The sequence below is a fragment of the Priestia sp. YIM B13490 genome (genome assembly GCF_042787735.1).
GTDB lineage: Bacteria > Bacillota > Bacilli > Bacillales > Bacillaceae_H > Priestia > Priestia megaterium.
The window spans coordinates 936,530-949,793 of record NZ_JBHZOT010000001.1; the positions used below are offsets into that span (position 1 = coordinate 936,530).

Annotated in this window: 17 protein-coding genes; 9 read left to right on the forward strand and 8 right to left on the reverse strand. The window is 37.2% G+C overall.

Going from position 1 to position 13,264, the window contains the following annotated elements; all coding sequences use genetic code 11:
• Positions 1–66: 66 nt before the first annotated feature.
• Together ACFX4R_RS05330 and ACFX4R_RS05335 are read left to right on the forward strand one after the other, a co-directional pair.
• Positions 67–519 (forward strand): hypothetical protein, encoded by a 453-nt coding sequence (locus tag ACFX4R_RS05330; RefSeq protein WP_377569047.1) that lies wholly within the window; start codon positions 67–69, stop codon positions 517–519.
• Between the two features lie 138 nt (positions 520–657).
• Positions 658–1,611 (forward strand): sporulation protein, encoded by a 954-nt coding sequence (locus ACFX4R_RS05335; RefSeq protein ID WP_013083783.1) that lies wholly within the window; start codon positions 658–660, stop codon positions 1,609–1,611.
• A gap of 29 nt (positions 1,612–1,640) precedes the next feature.
• On the opposite strand, the gene ACFX4R_RS05340 is transcribed toward ACFX4R_RS05335, so the two are convergent.
• The 3 genes from ACFX4R_RS05340 to ACFX4R_RS05350 form a co-directional block, all read right to left on the reverse strand.
• Complete coding sequence (locus ACFX4R_RS05340; protein WP_043981505.1) at positions 1,641–2,966, reverse strand: hemolysin family protein; 1,326 nt, start codon at positions 2,964–2,966, stop codon at positions 1,641–1,643.
• A gap of 490 nt (positions 2,967–3,456) precedes the next feature.
• Entirely contained in the window at positions 3,457–3,591 is a 135-nt protein-coding gene (locus tag ACFX4R_RS05345; protein WP_277813731.1) for a hypothetical protein, read from the reverse strand.
• Positions 3,592–3,707: 116 nt separating this feature from the next.
• The gene (locus ACFX4R_RS05350) at positions 3,708–4,340 is read right to left on the reverse strand and encodes a spore coat protein (RefSeq protein ID WP_165574972.1); all 633 of its coding nucleotides are present in this window, start codon (positions 4,338–4,340) and stop codon (positions 3,708–3,710) included.
• Between the two features lie 208 nt (positions 4,341–4,548).
• On the opposite strand from ACFX4R_RS05350, the gene ACFX4R_RS05355 reads away from it, so the two are divergent.
• A complete protein-coding gene (locus ACFX4R_RS05355; RefSeq protein WP_043981506.1) occupies positions 4,549–5,100 on the forward strand; it encodes a hypothetical protein in 552 nt (183 codons plus the stop codon).
• Positions 5,101–5,122: 22 nt separating this feature from the next.
• Here ACFX4R_RS05355 and ACFX4R_RS05360 read toward each other — a convergent pair whose 3' ends face one another.
• On the reverse strand, positions 5,123–5,575 hold the full coding sequence (locus ACFX4R_RS05360; protein WP_025751201.1) for a Dps family protein: 453 nt from the start codon (positions 5,573–5,575) through the stop codon (positions 5,123–5,125).
• Positions 5,576–5,767: 192 nt separating this feature from the next.
• Here ACFX4R_RS05360 and ACFX4R_RS05365 point away from each other — a divergent pair, with 192 nt between their 5' ends.
• The 3 genes from ACFX4R_RS05365 (at position 5,768) to ACFX4R_RS05375 (ending at position 7,572) form a co-directional block, all read left to right on the forward strand.
• Positions 5,768–6,049: a hypothetical protein gene (locus ACFX4R_RS05365; RefSeq protein WP_013057684.1), complete on the forward strand. Its 282-nt coding sequence runs from the start codon at positions 5,768–5,770 to the stop codon at positions 6,047–6,049.
• Between the two features lie 93 nt (positions 6,050–6,142).
• Positions 6,143–6,316 carry a hypothetical protein gene (locus ACFX4R_RS05370; protein WP_165574973.1) on the forward strand — a complete coding sequence of 58 codons (174 nt, stop codon included), beginning with the start codon at positions 6,143–6,145 and terminating at the stop codon, positions 6,314–6,316.
• Positions 6,317–6,870: 554 nt separating this feature from the next.
• The gene (locus ACFX4R_RS05375) at positions 6,871–7,572 is read left to right on the forward strand and encodes a poly-gamma-glutamate hydrolase family protein (protein WP_377569050.1); all 702 of its coding nucleotides are present in this window, start codon (positions 6,871–6,873) and stop codon (positions 7,570–7,572) included.
• A 51-nt stretch (positions 7,573–7,623) separates the two neighbouring features.
• Here ACFX4R_RS05375 and ACFX4R_RS05380 read toward each other — a convergent pair whose 3' ends face one another.
• Positions 7,624–7,893 carry a CPCC family cysteine-rich protein gene (locus ACFX4R_RS05380; protein WP_013057680.1) on the reverse strand — a complete coding sequence of 90 codons (270 nt, stop codon included), beginning with the start codon at positions 7,891–7,893 and terminating at the stop codon, positions 7,624–7,626.
• Positions 7,894–8,175: 282 nt separating this feature from the next.
• Here ACFX4R_RS05380 and ACFX4R_RS05385 point away from each other — a divergent pair, with 282 nt between their 5' ends.
• Positions 8,176–8,736 carry a copper resistance CopC family protein gene (locus ACFX4R_RS05385; RefSeq protein WP_328231005.1) on the forward strand — a complete coding sequence of 187 codons (561 nt, stop codon included), beginning with the start codon at positions 8,176–8,178 and terminating at the stop codon, positions 8,734–8,736.
• 4 nt (positions 8,737–8,740) lie between these two features.
• Entirely contained in the window at positions 8,741–9,802 is a 1,062-nt protein-coding gene (locus tag ACFX4R_RS05390) for a copper resistance D family protein (RefSeq protein WP_230183470.1), read from the forward strand.
• 31 nt (positions 9,803–9,833) lie between these two features.
• On the opposite strand, the gene ACFX4R_RS05395 is transcribed toward ACFX4R_RS05390, so the two are convergent.
• Positions 9,834–10,034, reverse strand: coding sequence for a hypothetical protein (locus tag ACFX4R_RS05395; protein WP_043981509.1), 201 nt, complete (start codon positions 10,032–10,034; stop codon positions 9,834–9,836).
• A gap of 219 nt (positions 10,035–10,253) precedes the next feature.
• Between ACFX4R_RS05395 and ACFX4R_RS05400 the strand changes: the two genes are divergently transcribed.
• Positions 10,254–11,981 (forward strand): ABC transporter ATP-binding protein, encoded by a 1,728-nt coding sequence (locus ACFX4R_RS05400; protein WP_237074436.1) that lies wholly within the window; start codon positions 10,254–10,256, stop codon positions 11,979–11,981.
• Between the two features lie 41 nt (positions 11,982–12,022).
• Here the strand turns inward: ACFX4R_RS05400 and ACFX4R_RS05405 are convergent, their stop codons facing one another.
• Together ACFX4R_RS05405 and ACFX4R_RS05410 are read right to left on the reverse strand one after the other, a co-directional pair.
• The gene (locus ACFX4R_RS05405; protein WP_013083773.1) at positions 12,023–12,688 is read right to left on the reverse strand and encodes a type 1 glutamine amidotransferase domain-containing protein; all 666 of its coding nucleotides are present in this window, start codon (positions 12,686–12,688) and stop codon (positions 12,023–12,025) included.
• A gap of 97 nt (positions 12,689–12,785) precedes the next feature.
• Positions 12,786–13,264: hypothetical protein (locus tag ACFX4R_RS05410; RefSeq protein ID WP_377569052.1), on the reverse strand; the 479-nt coding region annotated here is incomplete at its 5' end.

The following is a 13,264-nucleotide window of genomic DNA, read 5'->3' on the forward strand; positions in this document are numbered from 1 at the left end:
TAATCTATTTATATATAGGTATAAAATTGCCTATATAAATCTTATTTATAGATAAGGATGGTTTATGTGAGTTACAACAATAATAAGAAGTGTTGCTGGTGTTCTAATCAGTATTATTACAAAACTTCTGGCTATGATCCAAGAAGTAGCCATGAAGGAAAATGCTGTCATAACGATTATAAGCATAACGATCATTGTCCTAAACATGATGATGATCATCGTTCTGGACATAAAAAATGCCATCATGGTAGCAACCATGGCGGAGATCACGGGGGCAGTCATGGCGGAGGTCACGGGGGCAGTCATGGCGGAGGTCACGGGGGCAGTCATGGCGGAGGTCACGGCGGTAACCACGGTGGAGGTCACGGAGGTTGTCATGGCGGAGGTCACGGCGGCAACCACGGCGGAGGTCACGACGGTAACCACGGTGGAGGTCACGGAGGTTGTCATGGCGGAGGTCACGGCGGTAACCACGGCGGTTGTAAAAGACGTCGCTGCTGTTGGGGCTGGGTGTTTTAATTTAATAAATAATTGAATTAAAATGAAGCGTTGATTTAGCAGAAAGAACTCAAGAAATTGAGTTCTTTTTTTGTAAGTTGAAACTTATAAACGGTATACTTCGTATATATAGTAAGAGCATTTTGGAGGAGGAAAAAAATGTTTAAAAAAATGTTTGCTAAAATTGGAGTTGGAGCTGCCAAAGTGGATTTACGATTAAATGAAACGGCCTATACGCTCGGTCATGTAATTGAAGGAGCTATTGTCATCCAAGGTGGAAACGTTCAGCAACATATTAATTTAATTGATGTTGAATTTTGGCTTGAAGTTCAATTGAAAAGCGGTCAAATGCATACACATCGTGTGGAAAGCCTGCGCGCAGCTTCTTCATTTACAATTAATGAAGGCGAGAAAAAAGAAATTCCATTTACATATCATTTACCTTTGGACCTTCCAATCTCTGCGAGCAACGTTAGCTATTTCTTTAAGACACACTTAGATATTGAAGGGGGAGTAGACTCAACAGACCGGGACCCTGTGCGCATTAAAGCTCCAAAAAGCTTATATCAGCTAGTAGAGGGCTTTGAAGCACTTGGATTTAGAGAAAAACATCATTCAGGAAAATTTAACGGATACAAACAAGAATTTTCATTTTTTCCTACAGACTTCTTAAAGGGATATGTAAATGAGGTTGAGTTTGAGGTAGCCATTGAACGAGAAGGGATCCGCGTGCTGTTGGAGCTAGATTTGCCTTCTTTCGGCCGAGAGAGGGAAATAAAAAATGAACTCTTTTTTACAAATGATGAACTAAGCCAGCCATCTACTATCGCTCGTTTGCTGGAAGAAGCGATGGAAGAGATGATGGAGAATCCTCGAGACTATGAATATTATAAGTCTCCTCACTATGATCAGCATTCACACCACCCACGTATGAGCGGGTTAGGAGGAGCAATGGGAGGTTTTGCAGCCGGTATGTTAGGCGGACTGCTCATTGAGAATTTGATGGATGATATGTTTGAAGACTCGGCGCTTGGTGAAATTGGAGAAGATATTGAAGAAGCCGGGGAGGATCTGCTGGATGGAGATTTTTTTGATGGAGGAGACGATTGGTAAAAGGGATTTTGAATAAATAAAAAGGATGATTAATGATGATCATCCTTTTTTTCTTTCTTCTTTCTTTTTTTCACTTCTATATACTTAATGTGAAAATCCTCTATAATCAGAACTTTAAAGTAAAATTGCTCATGCTGAATGATATCATTTTTGGTCACATCAAACTTTTCGGTTAACACCCACCCGGCAATGGTATCTACTTCTTCGTCGCTAATATCCGTACCGAGTAAATCATTTACTTGGCTAATGAGCATTTTTCCGTCAAGAATATAATGATCGTCTTTAATTTTTTGTACATAAGGAATTTCGTCCGTATCAAACTCATCTCGAATTTCTCCCACAATTTCTTCAATAATATCTTCTACTGTAACAAGCCCAGCGGTTCCGCCATACTCATCAAAAAGAATAGCCATTTGAATACGTTCTTTTTGCATCTTTACAAGCAAGTCATGAATGGGTACGGTTTCAATTACTTTAAAAATAGGCTTGACGTATGACTGTAACGTATTGGTGCCGTCTTTTTCGTTGAATACAATATCATTATAAATTTCTTTGATATTAACGAGACCGATTACTTTATCTTTATCCCCATCTTCAACAATTGGATAGCGCGTATATTTTTCGACATTTGCGATTTGCAAAAAAACCTCTACGACGTCGTCTTTGGAAGCACTCACAATTTCCGTACGGGGGACCATTACTTCTTTCGCTAAACGATCGTCAAAATCAAAGATTTTGCTCATATATCGATATTCGGATTGATTGATTTCACCGCCTTCGAAGCTCTCAGATAACAAAATACGCAGCTCTTCTTCACTATGAGCAGCTTCATTTTCTGAAATCATCGTTATACCAAAAATCTTAGTCAACATACGAGCTGATCCATTTAATATTTTAATGAACGGATACATAAGTTTGTAAAACACGATAATCGGTTTTGCAAAGTTCAGCGTAATTTGTTCAGCCATTTGAATAGCAAATGTTTTAGGAGCTAATTCCCCCAAGACAACATGTAAAAAAGTAATAACAACAAATGCAATGACAAAAGATAAAATACCAGCAAGCGGCTCATTGGTATGGAAGGTAGTAAAAAGAGGGTGAAGCAACCGATCTAGCGTCGGTTCACCAAGCCAACCAAGCCCGAGAGCTGTGATGGTGATACCAAGCTGACAAGCGGATAGATATTCATCTAGATGCGTAATAACGTGTTTGGCAGATACAGCTTTTTTATGTCCTTCTTCTAGAAGCTGATTGATTTTTGAACTTCTTACTTTTACAATAGCGAATTCTGTCGCTACAAAAAAAGCAGTTAATGCAATTAAAACTGCGACTAATAGTAATTTTACGGCGATCATCAAAGTCACCACCTTGTATGTAAATGTATATCTTAAGTGTTAGCCAAAGTGGAGAAAACATGTATTAAATCAAGAAAAGAAAAACGCACATAAAAAAACTGCTTCTATCTTTAAAAAGAAAAAGAAGCAGTTTATTATGTTACATGTTCATTTAGGGGAATTAATCTTAACTTTACCATCATGGTCTATCACATATCGGTTCTACAGTTCAACTGACTTTTAGCAAACGTATTGCGAGTGTGTTATGACACCTCCTTTAACTGTAATCCGAGTATATATGATGCATCTCTCACTCCTTTCTATTAGTTAATTGTATTATAATACATAATTAATCAAAATACTACAAATATTCAGAAAATAATTCAAAATGCATAGTTTTTTGTCATTTTCTGAAATATACGCACAAAGCGAGATTGAGATATAACAAAATCAATACAATACAATCTAAAGACGAGTAAACTGAGTAAATGATCTAGTATGAGTCGTTTGGTTACACTGCTGGTGATTTCCGTGCAAGGCTACGCTTTCCGCAGGCGGCCGATGAGCCTCCTCGTCGCTTGCGCTCCTGTGGGGTCTCATCTATTCCGCTTTTCTCGCGGGAGTCTTCGCCTTTCCTTCCAATCAACAGCTAGAAGCAACTCTAAACATAACCTATATTCACCGTACTAATGAAAAGATCCGAACGGTGAAACGTTCGGATCTTCCTTCAACTAAAATACGTTTGCCCCAGCCTCTTTTTAATTAATGCAGTTTATGGTTATTAGGCATCTGAGGAGAGGCAGTAGCTTTTGCAAAACTTGTGATCATTTGCTGCATATCTTCTTTTGCAAGCTGCGGCACTTGATAATAATGGTGTTTATTTTGATAAAGAGAAATTTCATAAGCCATTTCAATCCAATTAGGAACACTGTCTCCGAATATTCGGCGAACAACAGGATTTGTTATTTCTAAAGCGGTCATGGTTAAAAGAGATGCTTGAGACTTAACTAGACCTAGCATATGACCTGATATGCCTTTTTCATTGATTTCCTCAACGGACTGATTCGGCTTTTTAGGCTGTGAAGGCTTTAAGCCATAAACAAAGGTATGAGACTGCTTCATGTTATATACATGTGTAGAATCGGCCGGCTTTTGACCAGTAGAAAAAGCTTCTACGATTAAATTATATTCATTTAAAATAAACTGATATTGCCGATCAATGATATCAAGCAGCTCTTGTTCTTTTACATATTGCCTAAACATCATAAACTGATCCATTACATTAATCGAGCCGGCAAGTGTTTCATGAACGTCAAATAGTTCATGCCCTCCATGGTTCAATTGAGGGGGTATAGCTCCAGTTTGCATGTTTGTAGGAAGTTCGTGATTATTCATACTAAGTCCTCCTTAAAATCGGTATCGACTATAGTCTTTAAACTTCTTCAGGTTTTATACTCAAACTTGATTTATTCATAAAATGTTGCTCTACATAACTTAATTTACAACTAGTTATTTAATTAAAGGGTAAAAGTGAAAGGGTTTTATGAAAAAAAAGCGAATATCAATAACAATTCACGATCTATAGATAGGGGAATCAAAAAACATGAATGAGCTGCTGTCATACTCAAGTGAATTAAAACACGAAGCAAATCAACTGGTGGTATCCAGTCATTTATTGGATCTGTTAAGAGAATATGGTTGTCTTCTCTCAGGGGAGAGTTTTGAGTTAAATGTCATGACAAATCGCATCATTAATTTTTACGTAGGAAATGATGAAATGGATGAAGAATCTATTTTTCACATGGGGTATCAGCTTACAAAGCGTTTTAGCCCTTATAAGATGATATTTACTAATGAAAAAGATAAGTATCAGTGGAGTCTGTATATGATTCAGAAGGGAGAAGAGTGGAAGCTTGATATTTCCGTGCTTCCAGAAAATATCGTGAAAGGCAAAGTTGAGAAACAAGAGTTATTAAAATCACTTTTCACTGAAAAGAAGCGAGAATGCATTTTATTTTTCAAGCAGCAAAGCGGATATAATCGCTATTATACGAGTGATCATGTCTATAAGGCTGTGCTAGAAGATGACATTCACGATGATATGTCTTTTTTTATGTGGCTGCAAAGACAAAAAAAAGTAAATCAACAAACGTAAAAAAGAGCCGCTTAGGCTCTTTTTATGCGTTTACGGATGTTTTTACAGGTAAAGCAGCTTTTAGCATCCAAATATGTTTTTCAATGTTGCCGATTGTTCCAATGAATAAGTCAGCTGTTACGTGATCGTGTGCTGCTTCAGCGTTTTCAACTGCATTTTTTAGGTTTTTAACAAGTAGCGTATAGTCATTAATTAAGGTTTCTACCATTTCTTCACTCGTTTGCTCGTTTCCATCTTCAGAAAGAGTAGCTGCTTGCAAAAATTGCTTCATTGTAGCAATTGGGCTTCCTCCAATGGCTAGTAATCGTTCTGCATATTCATCTATATAGTCCGCCGTCTCATTATAGAATTCTTCAAATTTTTCATGAAGCGTAAAAAATTGAGGCCCTTTTACATACCAGTGAAAGCGATGTAGCTTCGTATACAATACGTTAAAATCGGCAATTTGTTGGTTCAGTACGTTTTCTAAATTCATAGTTAATAGCCTCCTAATGAGTTGTTGTTATCTTATGTTTATATTATATCAAATATCAAATTAAAATCAATACTTATTTATAATAATTATTAAATAATAATAAGAATGCTTTTAAATCATAGTTATTCTCTTTAAAAACTCTAAAGATATGATAGGATAGAGCAAGAGTATCGAAAGGAAGAAGGGTTAGTCATGCATATTACACCAGAAGCAAAACAATTAATTAACAATATACTTGAAGAACAGGAGATAACAGGAATTCGTTTGTATTTCAAAGGAATTAGCTGTGAAATCCCTAATATTGGGTTAGCTTTTGAAGAGCCTTTTGAAAATGATGAAATGTATGAAGTCGATGGAGTACAGGTAGCAATGGAAGCTTCTATTGTGCCTTATACAAATGAATTAATGTTAGATGTTCATACAACGCCGTACGGTCCAGGTTTAGCATTAGTTGGGGCTAAAGAGGCTGAATAAAAAATGTATGTAAGAGAAGCTAACAGGTTTGTTGTTTGTTTTGGTAAACCTTGGTTTACTTAATTTAAACGTTAGTGAAATGGAGGGGGACCTATGCTTCTTTCTCATCATGTAACGGTTGAACAAAGACAGCAAATCAAACGATTTAAGCAGCAAATACAAGACGCAAAATCGCTAGATGAGCGCCGTTTGTATCAAGCACAGCTAAATAAATTTGTTGAGCGCCTATTTATTGAGAATCGCTTGCAGCGCAGCGGCGAACAATAAAAAACACCTAGAAAAGAAGCCTTCAAAGAAGGTTTCTTTTTTTTAGTAGATTATTATACTTTTACACCTTGCAATTATTCATTTTCTTATATATCGCCCTTTATCTACTTGGAATCCGGTTTTCTGTATGAATATAGCACTAAAAACGTGTAAGTGACTATCAAATGAAAGCGCTTTCTGTTATAGTGAAGGTATAGAATGGTACTTGTTCACCTACAATGTTCATAAGGAGTGGTTTGTATGATTGAAAGAGGAAACTTCTTAATTGGTTTAGCGTGGGGAACATCTTTGAGCATACCTTTATGGATCGCCTTCTTTGGCTGGATAAAATTAGTTTGGCGCTTGCTTTAAATAAATAAAAACAAAAAAAGGAAAAAAACTTCAGTGAATATGCGCTGAAGTTTTTTTAAACAGCATAAATAGGTATTAAGAACTATTAAATAAATTACAATTTGTAACGATAAGTAAATAAGACTACTTTAAATATTATTTTTGGATTTTTTAGGTTCCTAATGTTTTAGGTCTTATTACACAAAAGAAAGCAGGAGTACAAATTGAAAAGCTATCATTTAGTAAGTTTCTCTACCTTATGTATCTGTCTACTCGTTTTATTCATTTCACCTTTTCAAGATACATCTAGTGCATCAACTGATAAATATCAAAATTTCAAGCAGCTCTCACAGAATGAGTCTTCAGCTAGCTATAAAGTGACGACCAAAGAAATGAAAAGCTCTGTCCTTATCTTTGCTCCACACGGTGGAGGAATTGAAGGGGGGACAAGCGAAATTGCCCAAGAGCTTGGCAAACAAAATGCTCTTTATCTATTCGAATCGTTAAAGTCGAAAGGGTCACGAGACCTGCACCTCACAAGCACTCATTTTGATGAGCCCACAGCGCGTAAGATGGTAAGCAAGTATGATAATGTTTTATCTCTTCACGGGTATTCTGGGAACGAAAAACATATTTTTGTGGGCGGGACTGATCGGGAGCGCGCAAAAAAATTAACGCAGTTATTAAATCAAAATGGATTTCCGGCCGAACTGATTACAAAAGGGCACGATGAGATTGCAGGCATTAACTCTGGAAATATTGCAAATAAAAATCGTACTGGGAAAAGTATTCAATTAGAGATTAGCCAACCGCTGCGAAGTGCTATGTTTCATTCATCCACTGCAAAAGGAAGAGCTTCGTCTAAAACTCAAACTTTTTATAGGTTTACAAATGTGCTTTCTACATTCGCTTCTACTTCTTACTGAATTAAAAAAAGAATGCTTGCGAAAGCATTCTTTTTTTATAAACTAGTTTTGCTACTCGTGACTTATAATAGGTTTCCAGTTAAAATCTTTTACATCTTGAACAGAAGGCTTTCTCACGTGCTGTAAGCTTTCTTTATTACACGCTCCATAAACTATAAAATTTTCCTGAGCTTCTATTAAAGAAATAGAGTTGGCTCCTAATTCGTTGGCATTCAGCTTTTGGTACGGATCGTCTTCCCAAAAACATATCTCACAAATATCATAGTCACCATCACTGTCTAAAGATTGATAACCACAGCAAGGGCATGTATACTTTTTCATTGTTTCTATCCTTTCTGTATGGGATTTTAAGCTAGAAAAAAGTCAGTCATCTTATTTAACTATTTTACTATATTCAAGGATAGTCTGAAAGAATATTCAAAAAATTACATCGCATCTTCCCTAGGATTTGTGAACATTTTATAACGAATTGGTAATAGTTATTGTGAGACTGAGTAAAAAAGGAGTACACTTACTAGGAAAATAGATCGTGTTCGGAAACGTCTACATAAAAACATTTTTGGATATGATGAAAAAAGAAAAAAGAGATAGGGAGTCATAAATATGAAAAAAATAATAGGTTTACTTTTAGCATGCTTTCTAGCTGTTCCGACAGTTAGTTTTGCTCATACACATGTGCAAACAACCGTGCCGGAAAATGGTGCAATTGTTACAGCTCCTCTAAAAGAAATTAAATTAACCTTTGAAACACACATCGAGAAAATCAGTACTGTAACTGTTACAAAAGATGGACAAAAAATTTCACTTGCATCGCAAAAAGTAGAGGGTCATGATTTAATAGCTTCTCTCGATCAGCCTCTTGAAAACGGATCTTACACAGTGAACTGGGAAATTGTAGGGGAAGATGGTCATGTAATGAAAGATTCGATTGCTTTTAAAGTAGATGTGAAAGATGAAGCGAAAGAAGAGAATACTCAAGCAGCCGGAAAAGATAGTGAAAAAAAGCAAGACGCCACGCAATCCGAACAGCACCAAAAAAGTGCAGTAGCAAATGATGAAAAAACAGAGAACAATGATTCTTCATCGTTTTTTGTTATCATGATTATTGCTATTGTAGTGGTGGTTGGAGCATTACTCTTAATCTTCAGAAAGAAAAAGGCTTAAAAAGATGAGTATTTTGTTGCCTGTTTTTGAGTGGTTCACATACGTAGGTCTTTCCTTATTATTAGGATTTGCCGTACTGCAATATGTACCGCTTACAAAAAAGCCAACAATTTTATTATCAAAGCGATGGCTACTTGCAAGTGCAGCGGCTGTCGCTATTTTTTCGGTTGGAAATTCGCTTGAGATTATTTTATCTTTTTCAAAAATAAGAGGGTTAGGTGAAACAGTTCGTCTTGTATTATTGGAAACAAGAACGGGACACGCCTGGATCTTTGTTGTGCTAATTGCTATTTTATGTATGGTTGCTGTTTCAATAGAGAGCCACCCTCATATGTATACATTACTGACTGTAGCCTTGGTGGGAGGAATCGCCTACGCAAGTCACGCAGCATCCGCTTCTGCGCTTAGCGGCATGCTTTCTCATTCTCTTCATATTTTAGCAGTTGGACTGTGGGGAGGGGTGGTTCTGATTGTTGCCGCTTTTTCAAAAGAAACCTCCAATTGGAAAAGTTTCTTGAGCTGGTTTACTCCTTTTGCAATCGCTTGTTTTGTGCTTCTTTCATTAAGTGGGTTCATTTCGATGGTCATTATCATGGGTCTGTCCAACTATGTAAATTCATGGGCTACAGATTACGGGCAGTCTCTTTTGCTAAAGCACATTACAATTATTCCGCTGCTTGCATTTGCCGTCATCAATGGCTTTCTTATGAGAAAAACGATAAAACATCCAGAATATAAGCCCGTGATGTGGATTCGAGCAGAAAGCATTATTTTGCTTATCATTTTTTTATTTACAGCTATCATGGTAACGCAATCGCCGCCAACTAATATAAGTCATATGGCAATGGATTCATCGATTCTTCCGTTTATCTATGGGAAACAAGTGACGCTTCCTCTAACGTTTCACGTAACAATTGTAGGAATCCTATTCTTATTTGTCGCACTGCTGTTTTTTGTGTATTTACTTATTTGTTTTTACAAAAAGACAGTATGGCTTAGCGTATTAAGTGCGGGTTTGTTTGTTTTTGCTTTTTATATTGCGATGATGACAAGTATTCAAGTCTAAAAACAGTGAGAAATATCTCACTGTTTTTTTATTAGCCATTAAAAGCTGTATTATCTCTCGGGCCTTTTCCCGGAGAAGGAGGCATCGGCATTTGGGAATTAGAACCAGAGCTAGAGCTAGAACCAGAGCCGGACGTAGAGCCGCTTGGAGGCGATATATTTCCTACGTTTCCAAAAATAACGATCCCGCCAGAAATTGTTCCAATAGAAATAGATTTAATATAAACAGACATCCTTATTCAACCTCTCATCTAGTAAAAGAATTCAGTGTACCATAGTATATGACCAGCTTGTCATTTTCGTATAGACGAGTTTGAAAAACAGGTAAAAGCTTAGAAGTTCAGGTTGAGAAAGGAAATGGTGTAAAATAAGATAGAACTTTGAAGGTAAAGTGTGTGGTGTCTGCCTAAAGTGTGTATACCACCTATTAAAAGAATTAGAAAGGAACTAAGATGAATACGCAAAAAGGAATTCATTTTTCATTTAAAAAATTATGGTTGCTAACGAACCCTCCGACAGGAAAGCTACTCATTTCGTTCATACTGGCCTTAATTAATACCGGAGCGTCGCTTTCTATCCCTCTTGTCATTAAAGAAGTGATGGAGAAAATTGCAGTAGGCGTCTCCCTGCAGCTTATAACAGGACTCCTTGGTTTATTTGCTGCTCAAATGGTAACAAGCGCAGTATCTCTTTATCTCCTTGCTCAAGTAGGACAAGGTGTTGTAAAAGAACTCAGACATAAAGTGTGGAACAAGCTCATAAAGCTTCCGGTTTCATTTTACGACCAAAACCGTTCCGGTGAAATGGTAAGCCGCATTACAAATGATACAACCATTGTGATGAATTTATTGTCAACAGAAATGATTGACTTTGTTAAAAATATTTTATCTATTATCGTTGCCATTGTTATTTTATTTACACTTGATGTACCCATGACGCTCATTTTATTAGCGGTCATTCCCGTTATGTTTGTACTGGTTATGCCCCTAGCGCGAAAAATACATAAAATTTCACGTGAGCAGCAGGATAAAATGTCTAAGCTTACAGCTTTTTTAGCTCAAATGCTGAGTGAAATCCGCTTGATTAAAGTATCCGGTTCAGAGAAAAAAGAAGTTGATTCCGGCTTACAATCGTTTCAGTCACTCTACCTCTTCGGTGTAAAGAGAGCTAAAATTGAAGCCATCATTACCCCGATTATTAGCACGGTGATGACCGCTGTTATGATTGCCATCGTCGGGTTTGGTGCATACCGTGTGAGTGAGGGATTTATCACTGCAGGAGAGCTGGTAGCTTTTGTTCTTTACCTTTTTCAAATTATGGTTCCGGTTGGTTCACTTACCCGATTTGTTACTAGCTTTCAGCAAACTAAAGGAGCTTCAGAAAGAATCTTTGATATATTAGCTGAGAAAGAAGAGAACTATGAAAATGGAGAAGTGCTTGAACAGGTAGGGAGTTTAAGGTTCGATAAAGTTGCTTTTCAATATGAAGATAAACCAGTATTGCAGGAAGTTTCATTTTCTGCTAAAAAAGGAGAAGTTACCGCTTTTGTTGGACCTAGCGGAGCTGGAAAATCTACTGTTTTTTCGCTTATCGAACGCTTTTATGAGCCTTCATCGGGGCGCATATTCTTGGATGGAACAGACAGTCAAAACGTCAACTTACGTTCGTGGCGTCACCTGTTTAGCTATGTTCAGCAGGATTCTCCGATTTTAGCAGGAACAATTCGAGAAAATCTCATTTACGGATTAGAGCGCCATGTGACGGATGAAGAAATAGAAGCAGCAGCGAAGTTAGCGAATGCTCATCATTTCATTCAGTCCTTTGAAGGTCAATATGAAACAATGATTGGAGAAAGAGGTATTAATCTCTCAGGAGGACAGCGACAGCGTATTGCAATTGCCCGAGCGCTGTTACGCAATCCCCAGTTTTTACTACTGGACGAAGCGACAGCTAGCTTAGACTCCGAATCAGAAAAGCTTGTGCAAGAGTCATTGGAAACGGTAATGAAAGAACGCACATCACTCGTCATTGCACATCGTCTATCTACGGTCATCAATGCGGACCAAATTGTTGTAATAGAAGAAGGGCAGGTTACAGGAAGCGGAACGCATAAAGAGCTGTTAGCCTCTCATTCTTTTTACCGGCGTTTGGTAGAGCAGCAGTTTCAAACATCCCTATAGAACAAACAAAAAAGACTGCTTTTAAGCAGTCTTTTTTTAGTTTATTTATTTAGCTTTTTAACTAATTCATCACCCATTAACTCAGAAGAAAAAGGATCTCGGCTTGTGACAATTTGATCATTTGCCCAAACAGCATATGCTTTTTTATCCATCTCAGGGATGTAGTTAGCCACTTCACGAAGTTCTTGTTCTAAACTGTATGGTAAAAAGGGAAGTACTTCTTCCGGTTCAATTTCATCAGGATAACCGGTTACGTCTAGTCCTTTAATTAACAGTTCATCATCGGATCCTTTCAAGAAAGCAAAAACAGAAGGTCCGTGACACTCAGCTGCTAAAATACCTCCATTGTCGTACACTTTGTTCATAAGTGCATGCAAGTCCACATTTTTTGCTAAGTCAAACATAGCGCCGTGGCCGCCTACTACTAAGATAACGTCATAGTTCTCAGCATCTACTTCTTCAAGTTTCATTGTCTGATCCGCTCTTCCTGATTCATATAATTTTTTATACGTTCCGTCTGGATCAAAGTCTTCTGAAATACTTCGAACGTCTACTTCCGGCTTACCTCCAAAAGGTGAGGCTAAATCAACGGTGTGCCCTGCGTCCTCAAGCTTTTGCAGCGGAGCAAATAATTCTTCTGCCCACCAACCTGTGTGATAATCTTTCTCTTCGTATCCGCTTGATAATACAGCTAACACTCTTGCCATGTTTATACCTCCTAAATGATGTAAAACGTATAGTGATACATATCATGTATTCATTGTGAACTGTACCCTATATAAAAAAACTTTAAACAATGGCAAGTTATGAAAAGGTAGCGTGAATCATAAACAAAACCAAAAAAGAGATAGCAAATTTAAGATGCCACTTTTTATCTGTACGCTTATAGCGCTTCACGCCCATCACGAGTAAACAAGCTAGAACAGCCATTGTAATAATTCCTGAAAAGTACGTAAAATTTGCTTGAAATCCTTTTATTAAAGCCATATAACCATGTAAAATAATCAAGGCCGTTGATATAAGAGCAATGGGAACATGCCACTGACGAACATACTTGGCTAAAAATTGGATAAGCGGTTTTAACTCAAAATTTCCTTTTTTTATGTCCGATAACGGTTTCCATTTTAATAATAAAAAAATTGGATAAATGGCTAAAGCTGCAAAAAAACCAATTCGTGCGATTGAACCAAGCTCTTTAAAATTCCCTTCATATATTTTAGAATCGATTGGAAGGGAATGTTTATAAATAGGGATGTAAATAAGCCCTGCTACAACTAGTAAAA

What these genes read in the sequence shown, in the direction of transcription:
- ACFX4R_RS05335 (WP_013083783.1), top strand. Translation starts at nt 658, where the DNA reads ATGTTTAAAAAAATGTTTGCTAAAATTGGAGTTGGAGCTGCCAAAGTG.
- ACFX4R_RS05340 (WP_043981505.1), bottom strand. Translation starts at nt 2,966, where the DNA reads ATGATCGCCGTAAAATTACTATTAGTCGCAGTTTTAATTGCATTAACT.
- ACFX4R_RS05350 (WP_165574972.1), bottom strand. Translation starts at nt 4,340, where the DNA reads ATGAATAATCACGAACTTCCTACAAACATGCAAACTGGAGCTATACCC.
- ACFX4R_RS05355 (WP_043981506.1), top strand. Translation starts at nt 4,549, where the DNA reads ATGAATGAGCTGCTGTCATACTCAAGTGAATTAAAACACGAAGCAAAT.
- ACFX4R_RS05360 (WP_025751201.1), bottom strand. Translation starts at nt 5,575, where the DNA reads ATGAATTTAGAAAACGTACTGAACCAACAAATTGCCGATTTTAACGTA.
- ACFX4R_RS05365 (WP_013057684.1), top strand. Translation starts at nt 5,768, where the DNA reads ATGCATATTACACCAGAAGCAAAACAATTAATTAACAATATACTTGAA.
- ACFX4R_RS05370 (WP_165574973.1), top strand. Translation starts at nt 6,143, where the DNA reads ATGCTTCTTTCTCATCATGTAACGGTTGAACAAAGACAGCAAATCAAA.
- ACFX4R_RS05380 (WP_013057680.1), bottom strand. Translation starts at nt 7,893, where the DNA reads ATGAAAAAGTATACATGCCCTTGCTGTGGTTATCAATCTTTAGACAGT.
- ACFX4R_RS05385 (WP_328231005.1), top strand. Translation starts at nt 8,176, where the DNA reads ATGAAAAAAATAATAGGTTTACTTTTAGCATGCTTTCTAGCTGTTCCG.
- ACFX4R_RS05390 (WP_230183470.1), top strand. Translation starts at nt 8,741, where the DNA reads ATGAGTATTTTGTTGCCTGTTTTTGAGTGGTTCACATACGTAGGTCTT.
- ACFX4R_RS05395 (WP_043981509.1), bottom strand. Translation starts at nt 10,034, where the DNA reads ATGTCTGTTTATATTAAATCTATTTCTATTGGAACAATTTCTGGCGGG.
- ACFX4R_RS05400 (WP_237074436.1), top strand. Translation starts at nt 10,254, where the DNA reads ATGAATACGCAAAAAGGAATTCATTTTTCATTTAAAAAATTATGGTTG.
- ACFX4R_RS05405 (WP_013083773.1), bottom strand. Translation starts at nt 12,688, where the DNA reads ATGGCAAGAGTGTTAGCTGTATTATCAAGCGGATACGAAGAGAAAGAT.